This is a genomic window from Paraburkholderia kururiensis JCM 10599 = LMG 19447, from assembly GCF_003986935.1.
In the GTDB taxonomy this organism is placed as follows: domain Bacteria; phylum Pseudomonadota; class Gammaproteobacteria; order Burkholderiales; family Burkholderiaceae; genus Paraburkholderia; species Paraburkholderia kururiensis.
This window is the reverse complement of sequence record NZ_RJZE01000011.1, coordinates 118140-132640: the sequence shown is the minus strand read 5'-3', so window position 1 is coordinate 132640 and position 14501 is coordinate 118140. Positions and strand designations below refer to the sequence as shown.

At 65.0% G+C, this 14501-nt stretch carries 12 protein-coding genes; 8 read left to right on the top strand and 4 right to left on the bottom strand.

Annotated features, from left to right (window positions below; all coding sequences use genetic code 11):
• Positions 1-140: 140 nt before the first annotated feature.
• Positions 141-659, bottom strand: coding sequence for a thioredoxin family protein (locus PKKP23_RS15150; protein WP_126877503.1), 519 nt, complete (start codon positions 657-659; stop codon positions 141-143).
• A 1-nt stretch (position 660) separates the two neighbouring features.
• On the bottom strand, positions 661-1374 hold the full coding sequence (locus PKKP23_RS15145; protein WP_126877502.1) for a cytochrome c biogenesis CcdA family protein: 714 nt from the start codon (positions 1372-1374) through the stop codon (positions 661-663).
• A 208-nt stretch (positions 1375-1582) separates the two neighbouring features.
• Here PKKP23_RS15145 and PKKP23_RS15140 point away from each other — a divergent pair, with 208 nt between their 5' ends.
• Genes PKKP23_RS15140 through PKKP23_RS15130 form a run of 4 tightly spaced genes read left to right on the top strand, consistent with a single transcriptional unit; the run spans position 1583 to position 4188 of the window.
• Entirely contained in the window at positions 1583-1954 is a 372-nt protein-coding gene (locus tag PKKP23_RS15140) for a GFA family protein (RefSeq protein ID WP_126877501.1), read from the top strand.
• Positions 1951-2100: a hypothetical protein gene (locus PKKP23_RS34125; protein ID WP_017773710.1), complete on the top strand. Its 150-nt coding sequence runs from the start codon at positions 1951-1953 to the stop codon at positions 2098-2100. The genes PKKP23_RS15140 and PKKP23_RS34125 overlap by 4 nt, the downstream gene beginning before the upstream one ends.
• A gap of 10 nt (positions 2101-2110) precedes the next feature.
• The gene (locus PKKP23_RS15135; RefSeq protein WP_126877500.1) at positions 2111-2854 is read left to right on the top strand and encodes a response regulator; all 744 of its coding nucleotides are present in this window, start codon (positions 2111-2113) and stop codon (positions 2852-2854) included.
• 11 nt (positions 2855-2865) lie between these two features.
• On the top strand, positions 2866-4188 hold the full coding sequence (locus PKKP23_RS15130; protein WP_017773712.1) for an ATP-binding protein: 1323 nt from the start codon (positions 2866-2868) through the stop codon (positions 4186-4188).
• Between the two features lie 111 nt (positions 4189-4299).
• Here PKKP23_RS15130 and PKKP23_RS15125 read toward each other — a convergent pair whose 3' ends face one another.
• Positions 4300-5055 (bottom strand): DeoR/GlpR family DNA-binding transcription regulator, encoded by a 756-nt coding sequence (locus PKKP23_RS15125; protein WP_026121227.1) that lies wholly within the window; start codon positions 5053-5055, stop codon positions 4300-4302.
• Between the two features lie 122 nt (positions 5056-5177).
• On the opposite strand from PKKP23_RS15125, the gene PKKP23_RS15120 reads away from it, so the two are divergent.
• From PKKP23_RS15120 to PKKP23_RS15105, 4 genes are all read left to right on the top strand, one after another.
• Positions 5178-5792 (top strand): NUDIX hydrolase, encoded by a 615-nt coding sequence (locus PKKP23_RS15120; protein ID WP_126877499.1) that lies wholly within the window; start codon positions 5178-5180, stop codon positions 5790-5792.
• Between the two features lie 612 nt (positions 5793-6404).
• The gene (locus tag PKKP23_RS15115) at positions 6405-9722 is read left to right on the top strand and encodes a bifunctional diguanylate cyclase/phosphodiesterase (RefSeq protein WP_240659026.1); all 3318 of its coding nucleotides are present in this window, start codon (positions 6405-6407) and stop codon (positions 9720-9722) included.
• Between the two features lie 43 nt (positions 9723-9765).
• Positions 9766-10392 (top strand): glycine-rich domain-containing protein, encoded by a 627-nt coding sequence (locus PKKP23_RS15110; protein ID WP_240659024.1) that lies wholly within the window; start codon positions 9766-9768, stop codon positions 10390-10392.
• A 131-nt stretch (positions 10393-10523) separates the two neighbouring features.
• On the top strand, positions 10524-12500 hold the full coding sequence (locus PKKP23_RS15105; protein ID WP_126877498.1) for an alpha-galactosidase: 1977 nt from the start codon (positions 10524-10526) through the stop codon (positions 12498-12500).
• Between the two features lie 27 nt (positions 12501-12527).
• On the opposite strand, the gene PKKP23_RS15100 is transcribed toward PKKP23_RS15105, so the two are convergent.
• Complete coding sequence (locus tag PKKP23_RS15100; RefSeq protein WP_126877497.1) at positions 12528-14486, bottom strand: beta-galactosidase; 1959 nt, start codon at positions 14484-14486, stop codon at positions 12528-12530.
• Positions 14487-14501: the final 15 nt, after the last annotated feature.

The following is a 14501-nucleotide window of genomic DNA, read 5'->3' as shown; positions in this document are numbered from 1 at the left end:
CATGGCCGCGAAGTTCGAACACCCGCCATGGACAAACAGTCTTGCGTCGCCGTCATAAGTGGCGCCGTGCCCCGGGCTTGCGTGGCCCGGGCTGCGTGCCCCGGGCCGCGTGCCCCGGGCTGCGCGCCCCGGACGCCTGCTCAATCCTTTTCCGCCAGCGCGTGCTGGATCGCGGCTTCGGTCTGCGCGTAGTTCCCTTCACCGAAATGCGAATAGACGATGCGCCCTTTGCGATCGAGCAGATAGAACGCCGGCCAGTACTGGTTGCCCCAGGCGTTCCAGGTGGCGTACTCGTTGTCCTGTGCGACCGGATACGAGATGCCGAAGCGGGCAATCGCGGTCTTCACGTTGCCCGTGTCGCGCTCGAACGGATACTCGGGCGTATGCACACCGATCACGGAGAGGCCCTGATTGCGGTACTTCTCGTTCCACTGCTTCACATAGGGCAGCGTGTGAATGCAGTTGATGCAGGTGTAGGTCCAGAAGTCCACCAGCACGACCTTGCCGCGCAACTGCTGCAGCGTGAGCGGCGGGCTGTTGAGCCATTTGTCGAGGCCTGTGAATTCGGGCGCGGTGGGTGCCGCCGCGGCGGCATGGCCGAGCAGGGGAAGGGTCGCGAGCACGGCCGCGGCCGTGAGAGTTTTGATCCGGTTGAGCATGTCAGAGTCCTTTCAACGAAGGGAAGAAGCTGGAGAGATAAGCCACGACGAGGGTGTCGTACTGGAAATAGATGGCGGCGGCGGTGAGGATCACGAGCACGCCGAATACTTGCTGCAGACGCTGCGCGTGACGCGCGATCGCTCGCGACTGGCGCAGTGCGTACTGCCCGCCATAGAGAATGCCGAGCATTGGAATGGCCGCGCCTGCGGCGTAGAGCGTGAGCAGCAGTGCCGACCACTGAAGGTTCTGAGCCTTCACGACCAGCACCAGAATGGAGGCGAGCACGGGGCCGGCGCAGGGCGTCCATACTGCACCGAGCGACATGCCGAGCACGAAGCCGCCGGCGTTGCTGCTGCCGGCTTCGCTCGCAGCGTGGTGAGTGCTGCCTACGCTCTGCAGCCACGTCATGCGAGCCATCAGCCATTCGAACGGGCGAGGCCACAACCGCAGGAATCCGAACAGTGCGAGCAAGGCGATGGCGGTATCGCGCAGCGCCTGCTGCGCGATGTGGACCGTGCTGGAAACGGCACCCAGCAGCAGCGCGAACGACGCGAAGCTGAGCACGAAGCCTGCGATTACGAAGAGCGGCCGTGCGCCCGCCGGCCGCTCGACAGCGGTGCCGAGCAGAATGGGCATCACGGGCAGTACGCAGGGCGACGCGATGGTGAAGAGCCCGGCGAGCAGGGCGAACAGCGGTTCGAGTGGGGCGTGCATGGTCGGCGTTCAGGTTGATGACATGGCGCCATTGGACCGCTTGCGCGTATCGCGCTTGTGTCGCGTGGCGGCCTTGAATGCAATGTCTTGTGTCCGTGTAGGGCGCAGATACAGTGCGATACAAAACGCCCCGGTGCTTGCGTGGCGGTTGCGTTATAAAGCACGCGTTGCCTGACTCATTGACCTATCCACCCACGCGGAGCACGACATGAACGACCGTCTCTACAAGGGCGCCTGCCACTGCGGCGCCGTGAAATTCGAGGTGCGGGCCGCCATCACGCCGGCGGTACGCTGCAATTGCAGCCTGTGCCGCCGCAGGGGCGCGCTGATGAGCCCGCCGTTCGACGCCGATCGGCTGACGATTCTGCAAGGCGAGGATGCGCTCACGCGCTACGAATTCAACACGGGCGTCGCGAAGCATTACTTCTGCCGGCATTGCGGCATTTATCCGTTTCATCAGACGCGGCTCGATCCGCGGCGCTGGCGCGTCAATCTGGGGTGCCTGGACGGCGTGGATCCGTATGCGTTCGAATATTCGGTCGCCGATGGCTCGAGTCTTTCGATGGTGGAGGACGCATGAAACGCGTCATGGCGATGATCCTCTTTGTGGCCGGGGGCTTTGCGACGGAAGTTGCGCATCCGGTGTACTGTTCGCTGCTGGCGCCGAGCATGCAGAGCGCCGCGCGCGAACGCAAGCGCGAACAAAACACAGACAGCCGGACATGAGGACAACGCCATGACCGAAAAGCCCGACCACATTCTGATCGTGGACGACGACCGCGGCATTCGCGAACTCGTTGGCACCTACCTCGAGAAGAACGCCATGCGCGTGTCGCTCGCGGCGAACGGACGCGAAATGCGCGCCGCGCTCGAATACGGCGTGCCGGATCTGATCGTGCTCGATCTCATGATGCCGGGCGAGGACGGGCTTACGCTGTGCCGCGAACTGCGTGCGGGCAAATTCCGTACGGTGCCGGTGCTGATGCTGACCGCGCGCAACGAGGAAACGGACCGGATTATCGGCCTCGAAATGGGCGCCGACGACTATCTGCCCAAGCCGTTTGCGGTGCGCGAACTGCTCGCGCGCATCCGCTCCGTGCTGCGCCGCACGCGCATGCTGCCGCCAGGCATGCAGGTGACCGAGGCCGCCGAAATGCTCGCGTTCGGCGACTGGCGGCTCGACACCACGGCGCGCCATCTGCTCGACGCGGAAGGCACGATGGTGGCGCTGAGCGGCGGCGAGTACCGTCTGCTGCGCGTGTTTCTGGATCATGCGCAGCGCGTGCTGACGCGCGACCAGTTGCTCAATCTCACGCAGGGCCGCGAGGCCAATGCGTTCGACCGTTCCATCGACCTGCTCGTGAGCCGGCTGCGCCAGCGTCTGCGCGACGAGGCGCGCGAGCCGCGCTACATCAAGACACTGCGCAGCGAAGGCTACGTGTTCTCCGCGGCGGTGACCGTGGTCGAAGTGCGCTCATGAGATCGGGCGCCATGATGTTCGACCGCTTGCTGCACTGGCCTCGCACGCTGTTCGCGCGCGTCGCGCTGATTCTCTGCGTGGGTCTCGCACTGGCGCAGGGGCTCTCGTTCTGGCTCACCATGACCGAGCGCGACGAGTCCACCACGAACATGATGATGGGTTACATCGAGCGCGAGGTGGCCAGCTCCGTCGCGCTGCTCGACCATCTTTCGCCCGAAGAACGCGAGCAATGGCTGCCTCGCCTCGCGCGCCGCAGCTACCAGTTCGTGCTGGGCCCGGGCGTGAGCGGTGCGCCCGTGAATGCGCGTCTTTCGGCGCGCGTCGAGCAGACCATTACCGCGGGCATCGGCAAGTCGTATCACGTCACCGCCAATGCGTTGCCGGGCGAGTCCGAACACCTGCAGGTCCACCTCCGGTTGAGCGACGGCAGCCCGTTGACCATCGACCTTCATCCCATGTACGGCACGCCGCTGTCGCAGTGGCTGCCGGCAGTGCTCGTGCTGGAGTTCGCGGTGCTGGGCGCGGGTTGCTGGTTTGCCGTGCGGCACGCGGCGCGGCCGCTCGCGCAGCTGGCCGAGGCGGCCGACGCGCTCGGCCCCGACCTCAAGGCCGTGCCCGTGCCCGAGGACGGTCCCTCGGAAGTGGCGCGCGCGGCGCGCGCGTTCAACGCGATGCAAAAACGCATCGCCACGTACACCGCGGAGCGCATGCAGATTCTTGCCGCCATCTCGCACGATTTGCAGACGCCGATTACGCGCCTGCGTCTGCGCGTGGACGTGATGGACGAGAGCGAGCAGGCCGCGAAGATGCGCCAGGACCTGCTCGAAATGGAGAGCCTCGTGAAAGAGGGCGTGGTCTACGCGCGCACGCTGCATGGCGCGACGGAGACGGCGCGGCGTATCGATCTGGATGCGTTGCTCGACAGTCTGGTCTGCGACTACGTGGATGCCGGGCAAGCGGTCGTGCTCGAACGACGTTTGCCGGTGGCCGTCGTGGCGCGTCCGGAGGCGCTGCGGCGCATTATCGGCAACCTCGTCGATAACGCGCTGAAATTCGGCGGCTCGGCTTCGATCGACGTGGCGCGGAGCGCGGAGGGTGCCGTGAGCATCACGGTGCTCGACCGCGGTCCGGGTATTCCGGAGGCGCTGCTCGAGCAGGTGTTCGAGCCGTTCTATCGCGTGGAAAGCTCGCGCAATCGCCATACGGGCGGCACGGGCCTCGGGCTCGCCATTGCGCGGCAGCTCACGTTGGCGCTGGATGCCACGCTTGCGCTGCGCAATCGTTCCGACGGGGGTGGGCTGGCTGCCACGCTTACGTTGAAGACGTCGGGTTGAGCGCGCGCTGGGGTTCGACGCCGCCGTGCACGGGTATTTGCCGCCTCGCGGTTTTTTTCAGCCGCTTCTTCTAACCGCGACGCGAGGCACAACCCCTGCTGCCGGACGACGTCAGGCGCGTATCACCGTCACGCCGGCCTGTTCGATCGGCTCGGTGAGCTTCGCGTCGGTAGCGGCCTCGACAATGACCGATTGCGCAAGACCGATTTCGCCAATCCGGTAGGGCGAAGCCGCATTGAGCTTCGCCGCGGACGCGAGTACGACCGTTTCCGCCGCCCGCGCGGCGAGCGCGCGCTTGATCGCCGCCTCTTCGAAGTCGCCGGTGGTGAGTCCGGCGGTGGGATGAACGCCGGTCACGCCCATGAAGTAAATGTCCGCCTGTATCTGCGATATCGCTTCGGCCGCGGCGGCGCCTACGCTCACGATCGAATGCTTGTAGAGCCGCCCGCCGATCAGGATCACCTCCACTGACGGATGCTCCACCAACGCCACGGCCACGCTGGGGCTGTGCGTGACCACCGTCGCTTCCAGGTCTGCGGGAAGACTACGGACCAGCAGCGCGGACGTGGTGCCGCCGTCCACGATCACGACCTGGCGCGGCGCGATCATCTGCACGGCGCGTTTTGCAATACGGCGCTTGGCGGCGGACTCCATTTCCTCGCGCTGGGCAAACGGCGCCGTTGCCGGCGAGGCGGGCAGCGCGCCACCGTGCACACGCTGGAGCAGCCCTTCAGCGGCCAGTTCACGCAGGTCGCGGCGCACCGTGTCTTCGGACACGCCAAAGGCGGCGCTCAACTCGCCTGCCAGAACCTGGCCGTCGCGTTTGAGCGCGTCGAGAATGGCTTTCTTGCGTTGACTCGTCAGCATGAGATGAACCGGAAGGACGTGCAGCAAAGTGCCGGCACAATAATGCAGTGCACGAAATTTCTTGATATTGCACGAAACTGCACGTTACCATGAGACTCATCCGCTGTCGAATGGGGGCACTCATGACGTCGATGAACGATAGAGCAGGCAATGACCGGGTTCGCATTGTCGAGACCACGGTGTTGTCGAATGACTGGTACGTGCTGAAGAAAATCACGTTCGACTTCCTTCGCCGCGACGGTAGATGGCAGCGCCAGAGCCGCGAAACATACGATCGCGGCAACGGCGCGACGATCCTGCTGCACAACCCTGCCACCGGCAATATCGTGCTGACGCGCCAGTTCAGGATGCCCGCATTCGTGAGCGGCCATGACGGCATGCTGATCGAGGCGGCGGCCGGTCTGCTCGATAGCGCCACGCCGGAAGAGCGCATTCGTGCGGAGGCGGAGGAAGAGACCGGCTACCGCGTCCACAACATCCGCCAAGTTTTTGAAGCGTTCATGAGCCCCGGCTCCGTGACGGAAAAGCTGCACTTCTACGTGGGCGAGTACGACGCCTCGATGCGCGTGAGCGAAGGCGGCGGCCTTGAACACGAAGGCGAGGACGTGGAGGTGCTGGAAATGCCGCTGCGCACAGCACTGGAGCACGTGGAGCGGGGCCGCATCGTAGACGGCAAGACCATCATGTTGCTGCAACATCTTGCATTGGAGCAGATGAAGCAAGGCCGGACCCTATGAGCCATGCGTTGAATACGGCCGAGGGGGCTGTCCATAATCGGGGTTTGAATCGATCGGGAAATGTTGCTGCAAAAGCCGCCGCGTTTAACGACCGCTTAAAAAGAATGATGCGAATAAACCATGCGCGGCGTAGGGGATAATCGACATTGCAGGGCATAACGCATAGAACCCGTGTTTTCTGATTTACATCAAATGATGCTGGGTCTTCTGCGCGTTATAAACTCCCTCCAACGAGAGGGCGCTCGTTTTACGGCCACTTTCAGTGTTTCTTGATACGGGTTCTCGATAAGTGGTAAATCGATGATTTTCCGTTACGCTTCGTGACCGCGGGCTTCATGAACTCCAGGAGTTTTATCCGCCCGCGTCGCCGTCGTGCTGAATAGAAAGTAGATAGACGGACCGCGGTCAGCTTCTGATACGCACACACCCCCATCCAGGCATTTCCGCCGGAATTTCATACGGTTGTTTCAGCGCTATTCCCGCATAGCCGCGCAAGCGCCTTGCGGAAAAGCAGCTTCGCGCCGCGAAGCGACCGTTCGTGCTGAAAGAGCGGGAGCCGATGTGCGCGAATTATGGGGTCGTTACTTTAGTCCGCTTCAACGAGCCGGTGCGGTGGGTCTTTCCATCGGGATGCTGCTCGCCGGCCTTGGCATTACAGCAGTGGTTTATCTGATCAGCGTCGATCTGATTCAGCGGGAGGCGCATTTGCGTTTCAGTGCCGACACCGCGGATATCCAGCAGAAAATCAGTACGCGTGTTCGCTTGTATTCCGATGTGCTCGTTACGATGCAGGCCCTATTTAGCGCAAGCGACGATATTTCACGCACTGAATTTCGTGATTTCGTCAACGGCCTGAATTTGCCGGACCGCTACCCCGGTTTTCAGACGCTCAATTACGCCGCCTACATTCCCGACGAAGATGCAGCGGAGTTCATCGCCGGGCAGCGGATCGACCCCATGCTGCGCGCAGCTCATATGGATTTTGCGATTCGTCCGCCAGGGCGGCGTCCCGCGTATTTCGTGCTGACCTATGTCGAGCCGCTGCAGGCCAATCTGCCGTCGGTGGGACTCGATCTCGGCGTCGAACCGGGGCGACTCGCGGCGTTGGCGCGGGGGCGTGATACCGGGGAGCCCGTCAGCAGTGGGCGTCTGATCTTCGCGCAGAGTACGCATCCGCACATCGGCATTGCATTGCGTTTGCCCGTGTACCGCCGCGGCATGCCGCACGACACCGTGCCTGAGCGGCGGCGCGCCTACATCGGCTCCGTGGGCGCGGGCATCCGGCTCAACGATCTGATGGCCGGGTTGCTGGCGGCCAACACGTCGGCGGCCATACGTCTGCGCATCTATGAAGCGGGCCAGCTCGACGAACCCGCCGTGCTGCCGTCCAGCGCCACGCTGCTGTTCGACAGCGCCAATGCAGGTGCGCGCGGCGAGACGAGTGTTGGCGCTTCCGCCGCGACGGTTTCAGCAACGAACCCGATTGAGGGTGTGAACCCGGACGCAATCGACCACGAATGGACGACGAGCGTCGTGCAACCTTTTGGCGGCCGCCGCTGGCTGCTCGTCGTCACGGCCGATCCCGTCGCGCTCGCCGGCACGCAGTGGATGCTGCCGCGGTTTGCCGCGCTGGCGGGCGTCGTCATCAGTCTGCTGCTGGCTGGCCTCGCGTATTCGCTCGCTACGTCGCGCGTGCGTGCCGTGAGGCTCGCCGAACGCATCACGGGCACGCTGCGCGAGAGCGAAATGGCGCGCGCCGAGGCGCAGCGCATCGCCCATCTTGGCGACTGGCGGGTCGATACTGACGGCGCGGCCGTTCATCTGTCCACCGAAATGGCGCGTCTCATCGGTTGGCGCGGCGGCAGCGCGGGCGTCGACGATCTGCTCGCGGCAATCGACCCGCATGATCGCGCCGCACTCGTCGTGCATGCGAGAAAAACGCTGCGCACGGGCGAGCCGTTCGAACTCGAATGCCGCTACCGGTCCGTGCGCGGCCGGCGTGGCTGGCTGCAACTGATCGGCCGGCCTTGCGGGGTGCAGGAACGGCGCGCGCTGCGCGGCACCGCGCTCGAAATCACGCCGCGCAAGCTCGCCGAGCGCGCGCGGCAACTGGAGCACGCGATTTCGTTGATGCTCGCCACCGCCGCGAGTGAAGCCGTGATCATCCAGCAGATCGTCGATACCCTGGCCGAGGGCATGGAGTGGGACGCTGCTGCGTTCTGGCCGGACACCTCGGGGCAAACGCACGCGCTTTCAGTCGCTTTGCATGTACGCGAGGCGCAAGCCGGGCAGTGGCTGTTGTCGCGTCCCGCGGGCTTGCGGTGGCAAAGCGCCTGGGAGGGCGGCCAGCCGTGCTGGCGCTCCGGCAGGAAGGCGCTTTCGCGGCTGCCGCATGCGGCGTGGCTCGCCGCCGGCGGCATGACGACGGTGTTCGCCTTCGGCATCCGCGCGGGCACCACCATGCTTGGCGTGGCGGAATTCTATGCGCGCGAACGGCGGCCCGCCGAGTCGAATGCGCTGACCATGGCGGCTTCCGTGGTGATCCAGACGAGCCATTTCCTGCAGCGCCGCCAGGCCGAAGACACGCTGCGTTTTCTCGCCACGCATGATGTCCTCACCGGGCTGCCGAACCGCCTGATGTTCCGCGAGCGCCTGGAAGAAGTGCTCGCGCGTGCCCGTCACGACGGGACCGCTTTTCACGTGCTGTTCATCGACCTCGACGAGTTCAAGGACGTCAACGATCTGCTCGGCCACAACGCCGGCGACCTGCTGTTGCGTGCGGTGGCCGAGCGTCTGCGCGGGCAGGTGGCCGCACCTGGCGACATCGCGCGCCTGGGCGGCGACGAGTTCGTCATGCTGGTGGAAGAGCCGCCCGGCACACCGTTCGACATCCGGTGCACGGTCGATGCCATTCATGCCACGCTCGAACGGCCCTTTGCCGTGAGCGGGCGGCAACTCGCGGTGACAGCAAGTATCGGCATCGCTTCGTATCCGGGCGACGGCGACGACGTGCAGACGCTGCTCAAGCACGCCGACATCGCCATGTACGGCGCGAAAGAGCAGGGCCGCAACACCTGGCAGTTGTACGCGCGGCAGATGAGCACGTCTTTGCAGCAACGCATCGAAATGGAATCGCATCTGCGCCGCGCGGTGGAAAACGGCGAACTCGTGCTTTATTACCAGCCGCGCATTTCGTTGCGCACCAACCGCTGCACGGGCGTTGAGGCGCTCGTGCGCTGGCGTCATCCCACGCTCGGGCTCGTGGCGCCGATGGCCTTCATTCCGCTCGCCGAGCAGACGGGCGCGATCGTGCAGATCGGCGCGTGGGTGCTGCGCGAAGCATGCCGGCAGAACGCCACGTGGCTCGCCAGCGGCCTCGCGCCGGTACGCGTCGCGGTCAACCTCTCGGCGCGCCAGTTCGCGGACAAGGAGCTGCATCGCGAGATCATGGCGGCGCTTTCAGACGCGCAATTGCCGGGCGAAATGCTCGAACTCGAACTCACCGAAAGCATGGTAATGCGCCACGCGGAGCAGGCCGCGGCGTGGCTCTCCAACCTCAAGCGCACCGGCGTGCGCCTCTCTATCGACGACTTCGGCACCGGCTACTCGTCTCTGGCCTACCTGAACCGCTTTCCGATCGATACGGTCAAGATCGACCGCTCGTTCATTCACGACATACCCGCAAGCAGGAGCGACGCGCAGATCACGAGCGCGGTGATCGCGCTTGGTCACGGCCTTGGCCTCGAGGTGGTGGCCGAAGGCGTGGAGACCGAGGCGCACGTCGAATTCCTGCGCAAGGAAGGCTGCGATGAAGTGCAGGGCTACTTCTACAGCCGCCCCATTCCCGCGAGCGAAATGACGTTGTTCCTCAAACGCTGGCAGGATCGCGACCGCGCCGAGGTGCGGCCGCTGCAATCCCGGCGCGCCTGAAGCGAAAGCCGAGGCGCGTCTTACTGACGAAAGGAGTGGGACCATGCATGAGCAAGAGGCAGACGTAGCACGGATGTGGCTGGCGATCGACGCACTCGACTTCGCGCGGATGAAGGCCAAGCTGCTGCACCGGCGCAACGGGCAGTGGACGCCCGAAACAGTGGCGCGTGCCGAGGCGGGCTACCGACAGTTCCTGAAGCTCGCGGCGCAGTACCCGGACACGGCGATCGTGCCGAACGAGGAAGTGGACCAGTTCTGGCACGCGCACATTCTGGACACGAGGCGCTATGTCGACGACTGCGAGCGCATCTTCGGGTTCGTGCTGCATCACAACCCGTATGTGGGAATCGATGGCGCGGACGATGAGGCGCGCCTGTTCGAACTCGCGTCCGCTACCGGCGCGCTGATGGAGCGTACGTTTGGCGCTGGGGCACAGGCGCAGGCTGCCGCGTATTGCGCGGTGACACCGGGTGCCCAGGCACAACCGGCGTACTGTGCGATTGCGCCGGGCGCCGAGGCGCAGGCAGCGTATTGCGCGGTGACCCCGAGCGTGGAAGCGAAACCCGCTTACTGCGCGATCGCGCCTGGCGCACAGGCTGCGCAACCGGCTTACTGTGCGGTGACGCCGTCGCAGGGGCAACGCGGCGAGGTGAGTCGGACGCGGCATTGATGGCATGAGGCACACGGATCGCACGATTTACCCCGGCGATCCGCTGCAAGCCTCACTTCGGGCGGCCTTGGGCGATATCATCGGCGGGCGGTCTTACGCCACGCCTCAATGCCCTGGAGGACGCTTACGCCATGCCACCGAACGCCACCTCGTCCCCGTCGTCTTCATGGGCTGGCACGCCGGCGTTTCAAGCCGAGGGCGAGCGGCAGACGTTCGGCAACGCCGCGATTGCGATGGGCTGGCGTGTGACGGGTAGGCGCTTATGCGACTTCGTGCTCACCGACCGCTTGCATGCACGCACGCTGTCTGTGAGCACGCCGTTCGCGCTCACGCTCGCCGATGGTCGCGTGCTCCACATGCGAGACCTCATGCTGCTCGCGCCGCCGCACGAAGAGGCGCTTGAAGCGGATGCATCGGCCTCGTGCCTCGCCACGCGAATCGCCGGCAAACGCGTCGTGGCTTCTTTCACCGATGACGCGGCACGCTTTCTCATTCGCTGGTGTATCGAGCAACGCGAGGGTTCACCGTATCTGCGCGAACGCGTGTGGCTGACGGCGGAGAAGCAGGACGAGCACGTGGTGGACGTCGCCATGCTTTGCGTCGATGCCATCGATGGGGGCGATGCTGCCGAGGCCGGCGAGGGGCTCGACGGCGTGCCCGTCATTGCCGGTGACGTCTATCTCGGCATCGAACTGCCGCGCGCGCAAAATCGCGTGCGCAACGGCGCCGTGATGCTCAAGGTTTCGCGTGCGCTGCCGCTCGGCAAGAGCAAGACCGTCGAGTACAGCGCCGTTGCCGGCGTGGCGCGCCGCGGGCAGATGCGACGTGATTTCGCGACGTACGTCGAACGCGAGCGGGCGCATCCGTCCCGTCCGTTTCTCCACTACAACAGCTGGTACGACATCGGCTACCTGACGCCGTACACGGCAGGGCAGGCGGTAGAGCGGATTGAAACGGTGGGGCGCGAACTGCATGCGAAGCGCGGCGTCCACATCGATTCCTTCATGTTCGACGACGGCTGGGATGACCTGAGCGGTAGCTGGCATTTCAGCCGCGATTTTCCGCAAGGTTTCGTGCCGCTACGCGATGCCGCCGCGCGCTTCGGTGCGGCGCCTGGCGTGTGGCTCTCGCCCTGGGGCGGCTACTGCGCGCCGCGCGATGCTCGCGTGGAGCGGGGCGCCGCGAGCGGGTACGAGGTGGTCGATCACGGCTTTGCGCTTTCGGGGCCGAATTACTACGCGCGTTTCTACGAGGTAGCGATGGCGCTGCTCGGCGAGCATGGCGTCAATCACTTCAAGTTCGACGGTACGGGCAATGCGGATCGCGTCGTGCCGGGCAGCCGCTTCGACAGCGACTGGGACGCGGCGATTCATTTGATCGAAGACATTCGCGCGGCGAAGCCCGAGACCTTCATCAATCTGACCACCGGCACGCATCCCTCGCCGTTCTGGTTGCGCTTCGCCGACACCATCTGGCGCGACGGCGCGGACCACGGCTTCGCGGGCGAAGGCTGCGACCGGGAGCGCTGGATCACGTATCGGGACGCGCAGACCTATCAGCACGTCGTGGTGCGCAGTCCGCTCTTTCCGCTCAACTCGCTGATGTTGCACGGGATCATCTGCGCGCAGCATTGCAGAGGGCTCGATGCCCCGCAGGGCGAAGCATTCGTGCACGAGGTGCGCTCGTTTTTCGCGAGCGGCACGCAATTGCAGGAGCTTTACCTCACGCCGTCGCTGCTTGCCGAGCGCGACTGGGACGTGCTCGCGCAAGCCGCCCGATGGGCGCGCGGCAATGCAGAGGTCTTGCGCGATTCGCACTGGATTGGCGGTGTGCCCGACGCGCTCGAAGTCTATGGCTGGGCGGCGTGGTCCCCGCAGCGCGCTGTCGTGACGCTACGCAATCCTGATCGCCGTATGCAGCGCTTCGTGCTGGATCTGCGCGACGCGTTGGCCTTGCCCGACGACGCCGCAACGCGTTTCGAACTGCACGAGCCACCATGGGGCTGTTCCCACACACGATCGATGGCGGCCATCGTGGATGCCGACCGCCCGCTCGCGTTCGAGCTCGATCCTTTCGAGGTGCTGACAGTCGGGTTCGTCGTCCGGTAGGCGCGCTGTGAGGCGCGGCAAGTTGCGCTAAGGAAGCGTGCGCACAAGATCGACCGGCCTCGCCTCTGTCTGATGAAGATCGAAGATCAGCACGTTGTTTGCGCCGCGCACGAGCCACGGGGCCGGACAATAGAGCCGCGTTTGCGGTCCGATATGCCAATAGCGGCCCAGGTTGTGTCCGTTGACCCACACCACGCCCTTGGTCCAGTGGCGCATGTCGAGATACGTGTCGCCGATCTCGTCGAGCATCAACGTCGCCTTGAAGAACACACCGGGCCGGTGGGGATGGGTGCAGACGGGACGCAAGGCCGCGATGAACGCATCGTCCATGGGCAACAGAAAGACTTCCCAGCCTCTCAGGGTTTCGCCCTTACCGTTGGCATACCGAAGCGTGACGGGCCCGGGCATCCCCTTGCGATCCACCATCGCGTGACCGTAGTTCACGCGGCCCATGCCTTCAACGAGGATGTCGAGTTGCGTCGATGAGCGCTGCGCCTGCCGCGTGGCGTTTTGCGTACCCGCGGTCGCCGGCAGCATAAGCGGGGCCTCTGTCTCGTTCGCCACGCCGTATCGCTTCGCGGAGTGCGCGGGCATGCGGGCTCGCGAGATGCCGCCCACATACTCGCCGTCCACGAATACGGTGGCGTAATCGTGGACGCCGCCTGTTTCCAGCCGGCTGTCCGCCTGCATCGCTTCGGCGGGCAACGTCGTGCGATAGAGCGCGAAGCCGAACGCCTGGCCATCCATCTCGAACGGCTGCGGATCGATGGTGTCGCCTGCAGGCAATGCCTCGGGCAGGTTGTCCCAGATCGACGCGCAGGCCGCGGGCATCAGCGCGGCGCGGCCCAGCCGCTCGATCGCGGGAAGCGGCGGCGGCACCTCGGGTAACGGCGAGGGCAGGTAGCGCGCGATGATCTCGCGATACTTCGCGTACTTCGGCGTGGCCGCGCCTTGCTCGTTGATAGGTGCCGCGTAGTCGTAGCTGGTGATGTCGGGCTGGTAGGCGCCCGTGCGGTCGTCGATATTGGCGCCGGCGTAGAAGGCGAAGCTGGTGCCGCCGTGGATCACGTAGAGGTTGAACGAGAGCCGCTCGCGCATGAATGTGTCGAGCTTCTCGCCGATATCGACAGCCGTGCCCTGGAATGCCGCGTCGCCCCAGTGCGTGAGCCAGCCGGGATACACCTCGCCGGCCATGACAGGCACGCCGGGAAACGCCGCGCGTGCCGCCGCGATCTGCGCCGCGTCGCCGTTGCTGAGCGCGATGGCGCCGCCCTCGACGTGGCTGCGATTTTGCTGGAGCTGCGTCAGGCCGTCTTCGGTATAGAACGGACCCGTGATTCCGCCTTGCAGCCAGAGCGCGCGGATTTCTTCGAGGTACGGCGGGTTGTGCGCGTAAGAGCCGAACTCGTTCTCGATCTGGACCATGAGGATGGGCCCGCCCGCCGCAATCATGAGCGGCTTCACGCGCGCGGCCAGTTCGGCGACGTAGCGTGCCACGGCAGCCATGTAGCGCGCGTCGCCAGCCGACCCGGTTCTCAGCACGATGTCGGGGTAGCGCAAGAGCCACCACGGCAGGCCGCCCAGGTCCCACTCGGCGCAGACATATGGGCCGGGGCGCAGCAGCACCCACATGCGCTCGCGCTGACACAGCCGAATGAACGCTTCGATGTCGCGATTACCGGTTTCGAAATCGAACACGCCGGGCTGTGTCTCGTGATAATTCCACATCACGTAAAGCGCGATACAGTTCATTCCCATCGCGCGGACCATGCGAATGCGGTGCTGCCAATATTCGACGGGAATGCGTGCCGGGTGCAATTCGCCGCTGCGAATCTGGAATGGCTCGCCATCGAGCAGGAAATGCGCGCCGTCGGCGCTGAAGGCGAAAGTGCGGTGAGGCCTGCCGTCGGGTTCGTCCGGGCGCGGAACCCATGGGACGCGGCGTTCGCCGAGGGGCGGAGTATCGTCTGCCGTGCCGGTTGCCATACGTTCCGTTTGCCT

Bases quoted from the DNA above. Each gene is read 5' to 3' on its own strand.
- PKKP23_RS15150 (WP_126877503.1), bottom strand. From the start codon at position 659: ATGCTCAACCGGATCAAAACTCTCACGGCCGCGGCCGTGCTCGCGACC.
- PKKP23_RS15145 (WP_126877502.1), bottom strand. From the start codon at position 1,374: ATGCACGCCCCACTCGAACCGCTGTTCGCCCTGCTCGCCGGGCTCTTC.
- PKKP23_RS15140 (WP_126877501.1), top strand. From the start codon at position 1,583: ATGAACGACCGTCTCTACAAGGGCGCCTGCCACTGCGGCGCCGTGAAA.
- PKKP23_RS34125 (WP_017773710.1), top strand. From the start codon at position 1,951: ATGAAACGCGTCATGGCGATGATCCTCTTTGTGGCCGGGGGCTTTGCG.
- PKKP23_RS15135 (WP_126877500.1), top strand. From the start codon at position 2,111: ATGACCGAAAAGCCCGACCACATTCTGATCGTGGACGACGACCGCGGC.
- PKKP23_RS15130 (WP_017773712.1), top strand. From the start codon at position 2,866: ATGATGTTCGACCGCTTGCTGCACTGGCCTCGCACGCTGTTCGCGCGC.
- PKKP23_RS15125 (WP_026121227.1), bottom strand. From the start codon at position 5,055: ATGCTGACGAGTCAACGCAAGAAAGCCATTCTCGACGCGCTCAAACGC.
- PKKP23_RS15120 (WP_126877499.1), top strand. From the start codon at position 5,178: ATGACGTCGATGAACGATAGAGCAGGCAATGACCGGGTTCGCATTGTC.
- PKKP23_RS15110 (WP_240659024.1), top strand. From the start codon at position 9,766: ATGCATGAGCAAGAGGCAGACGTAGCACGGATGTGGCTGGCGATCGAC.
- PKKP23_RS15105 (WP_126877498.1), top strand. From the start codon at position 10,524: ATGCCACCGAACGCCACCTCGTCCCCGTCGTCTTCATGGGCTGGCACG.
- PKKP23_RS15100 (WP_126877497.1), bottom strand. From the start codon at position 14,486: ATGGCAACCGGCACGGCAGACGATACTCCGCCCCTCGGCGAACGCCGC.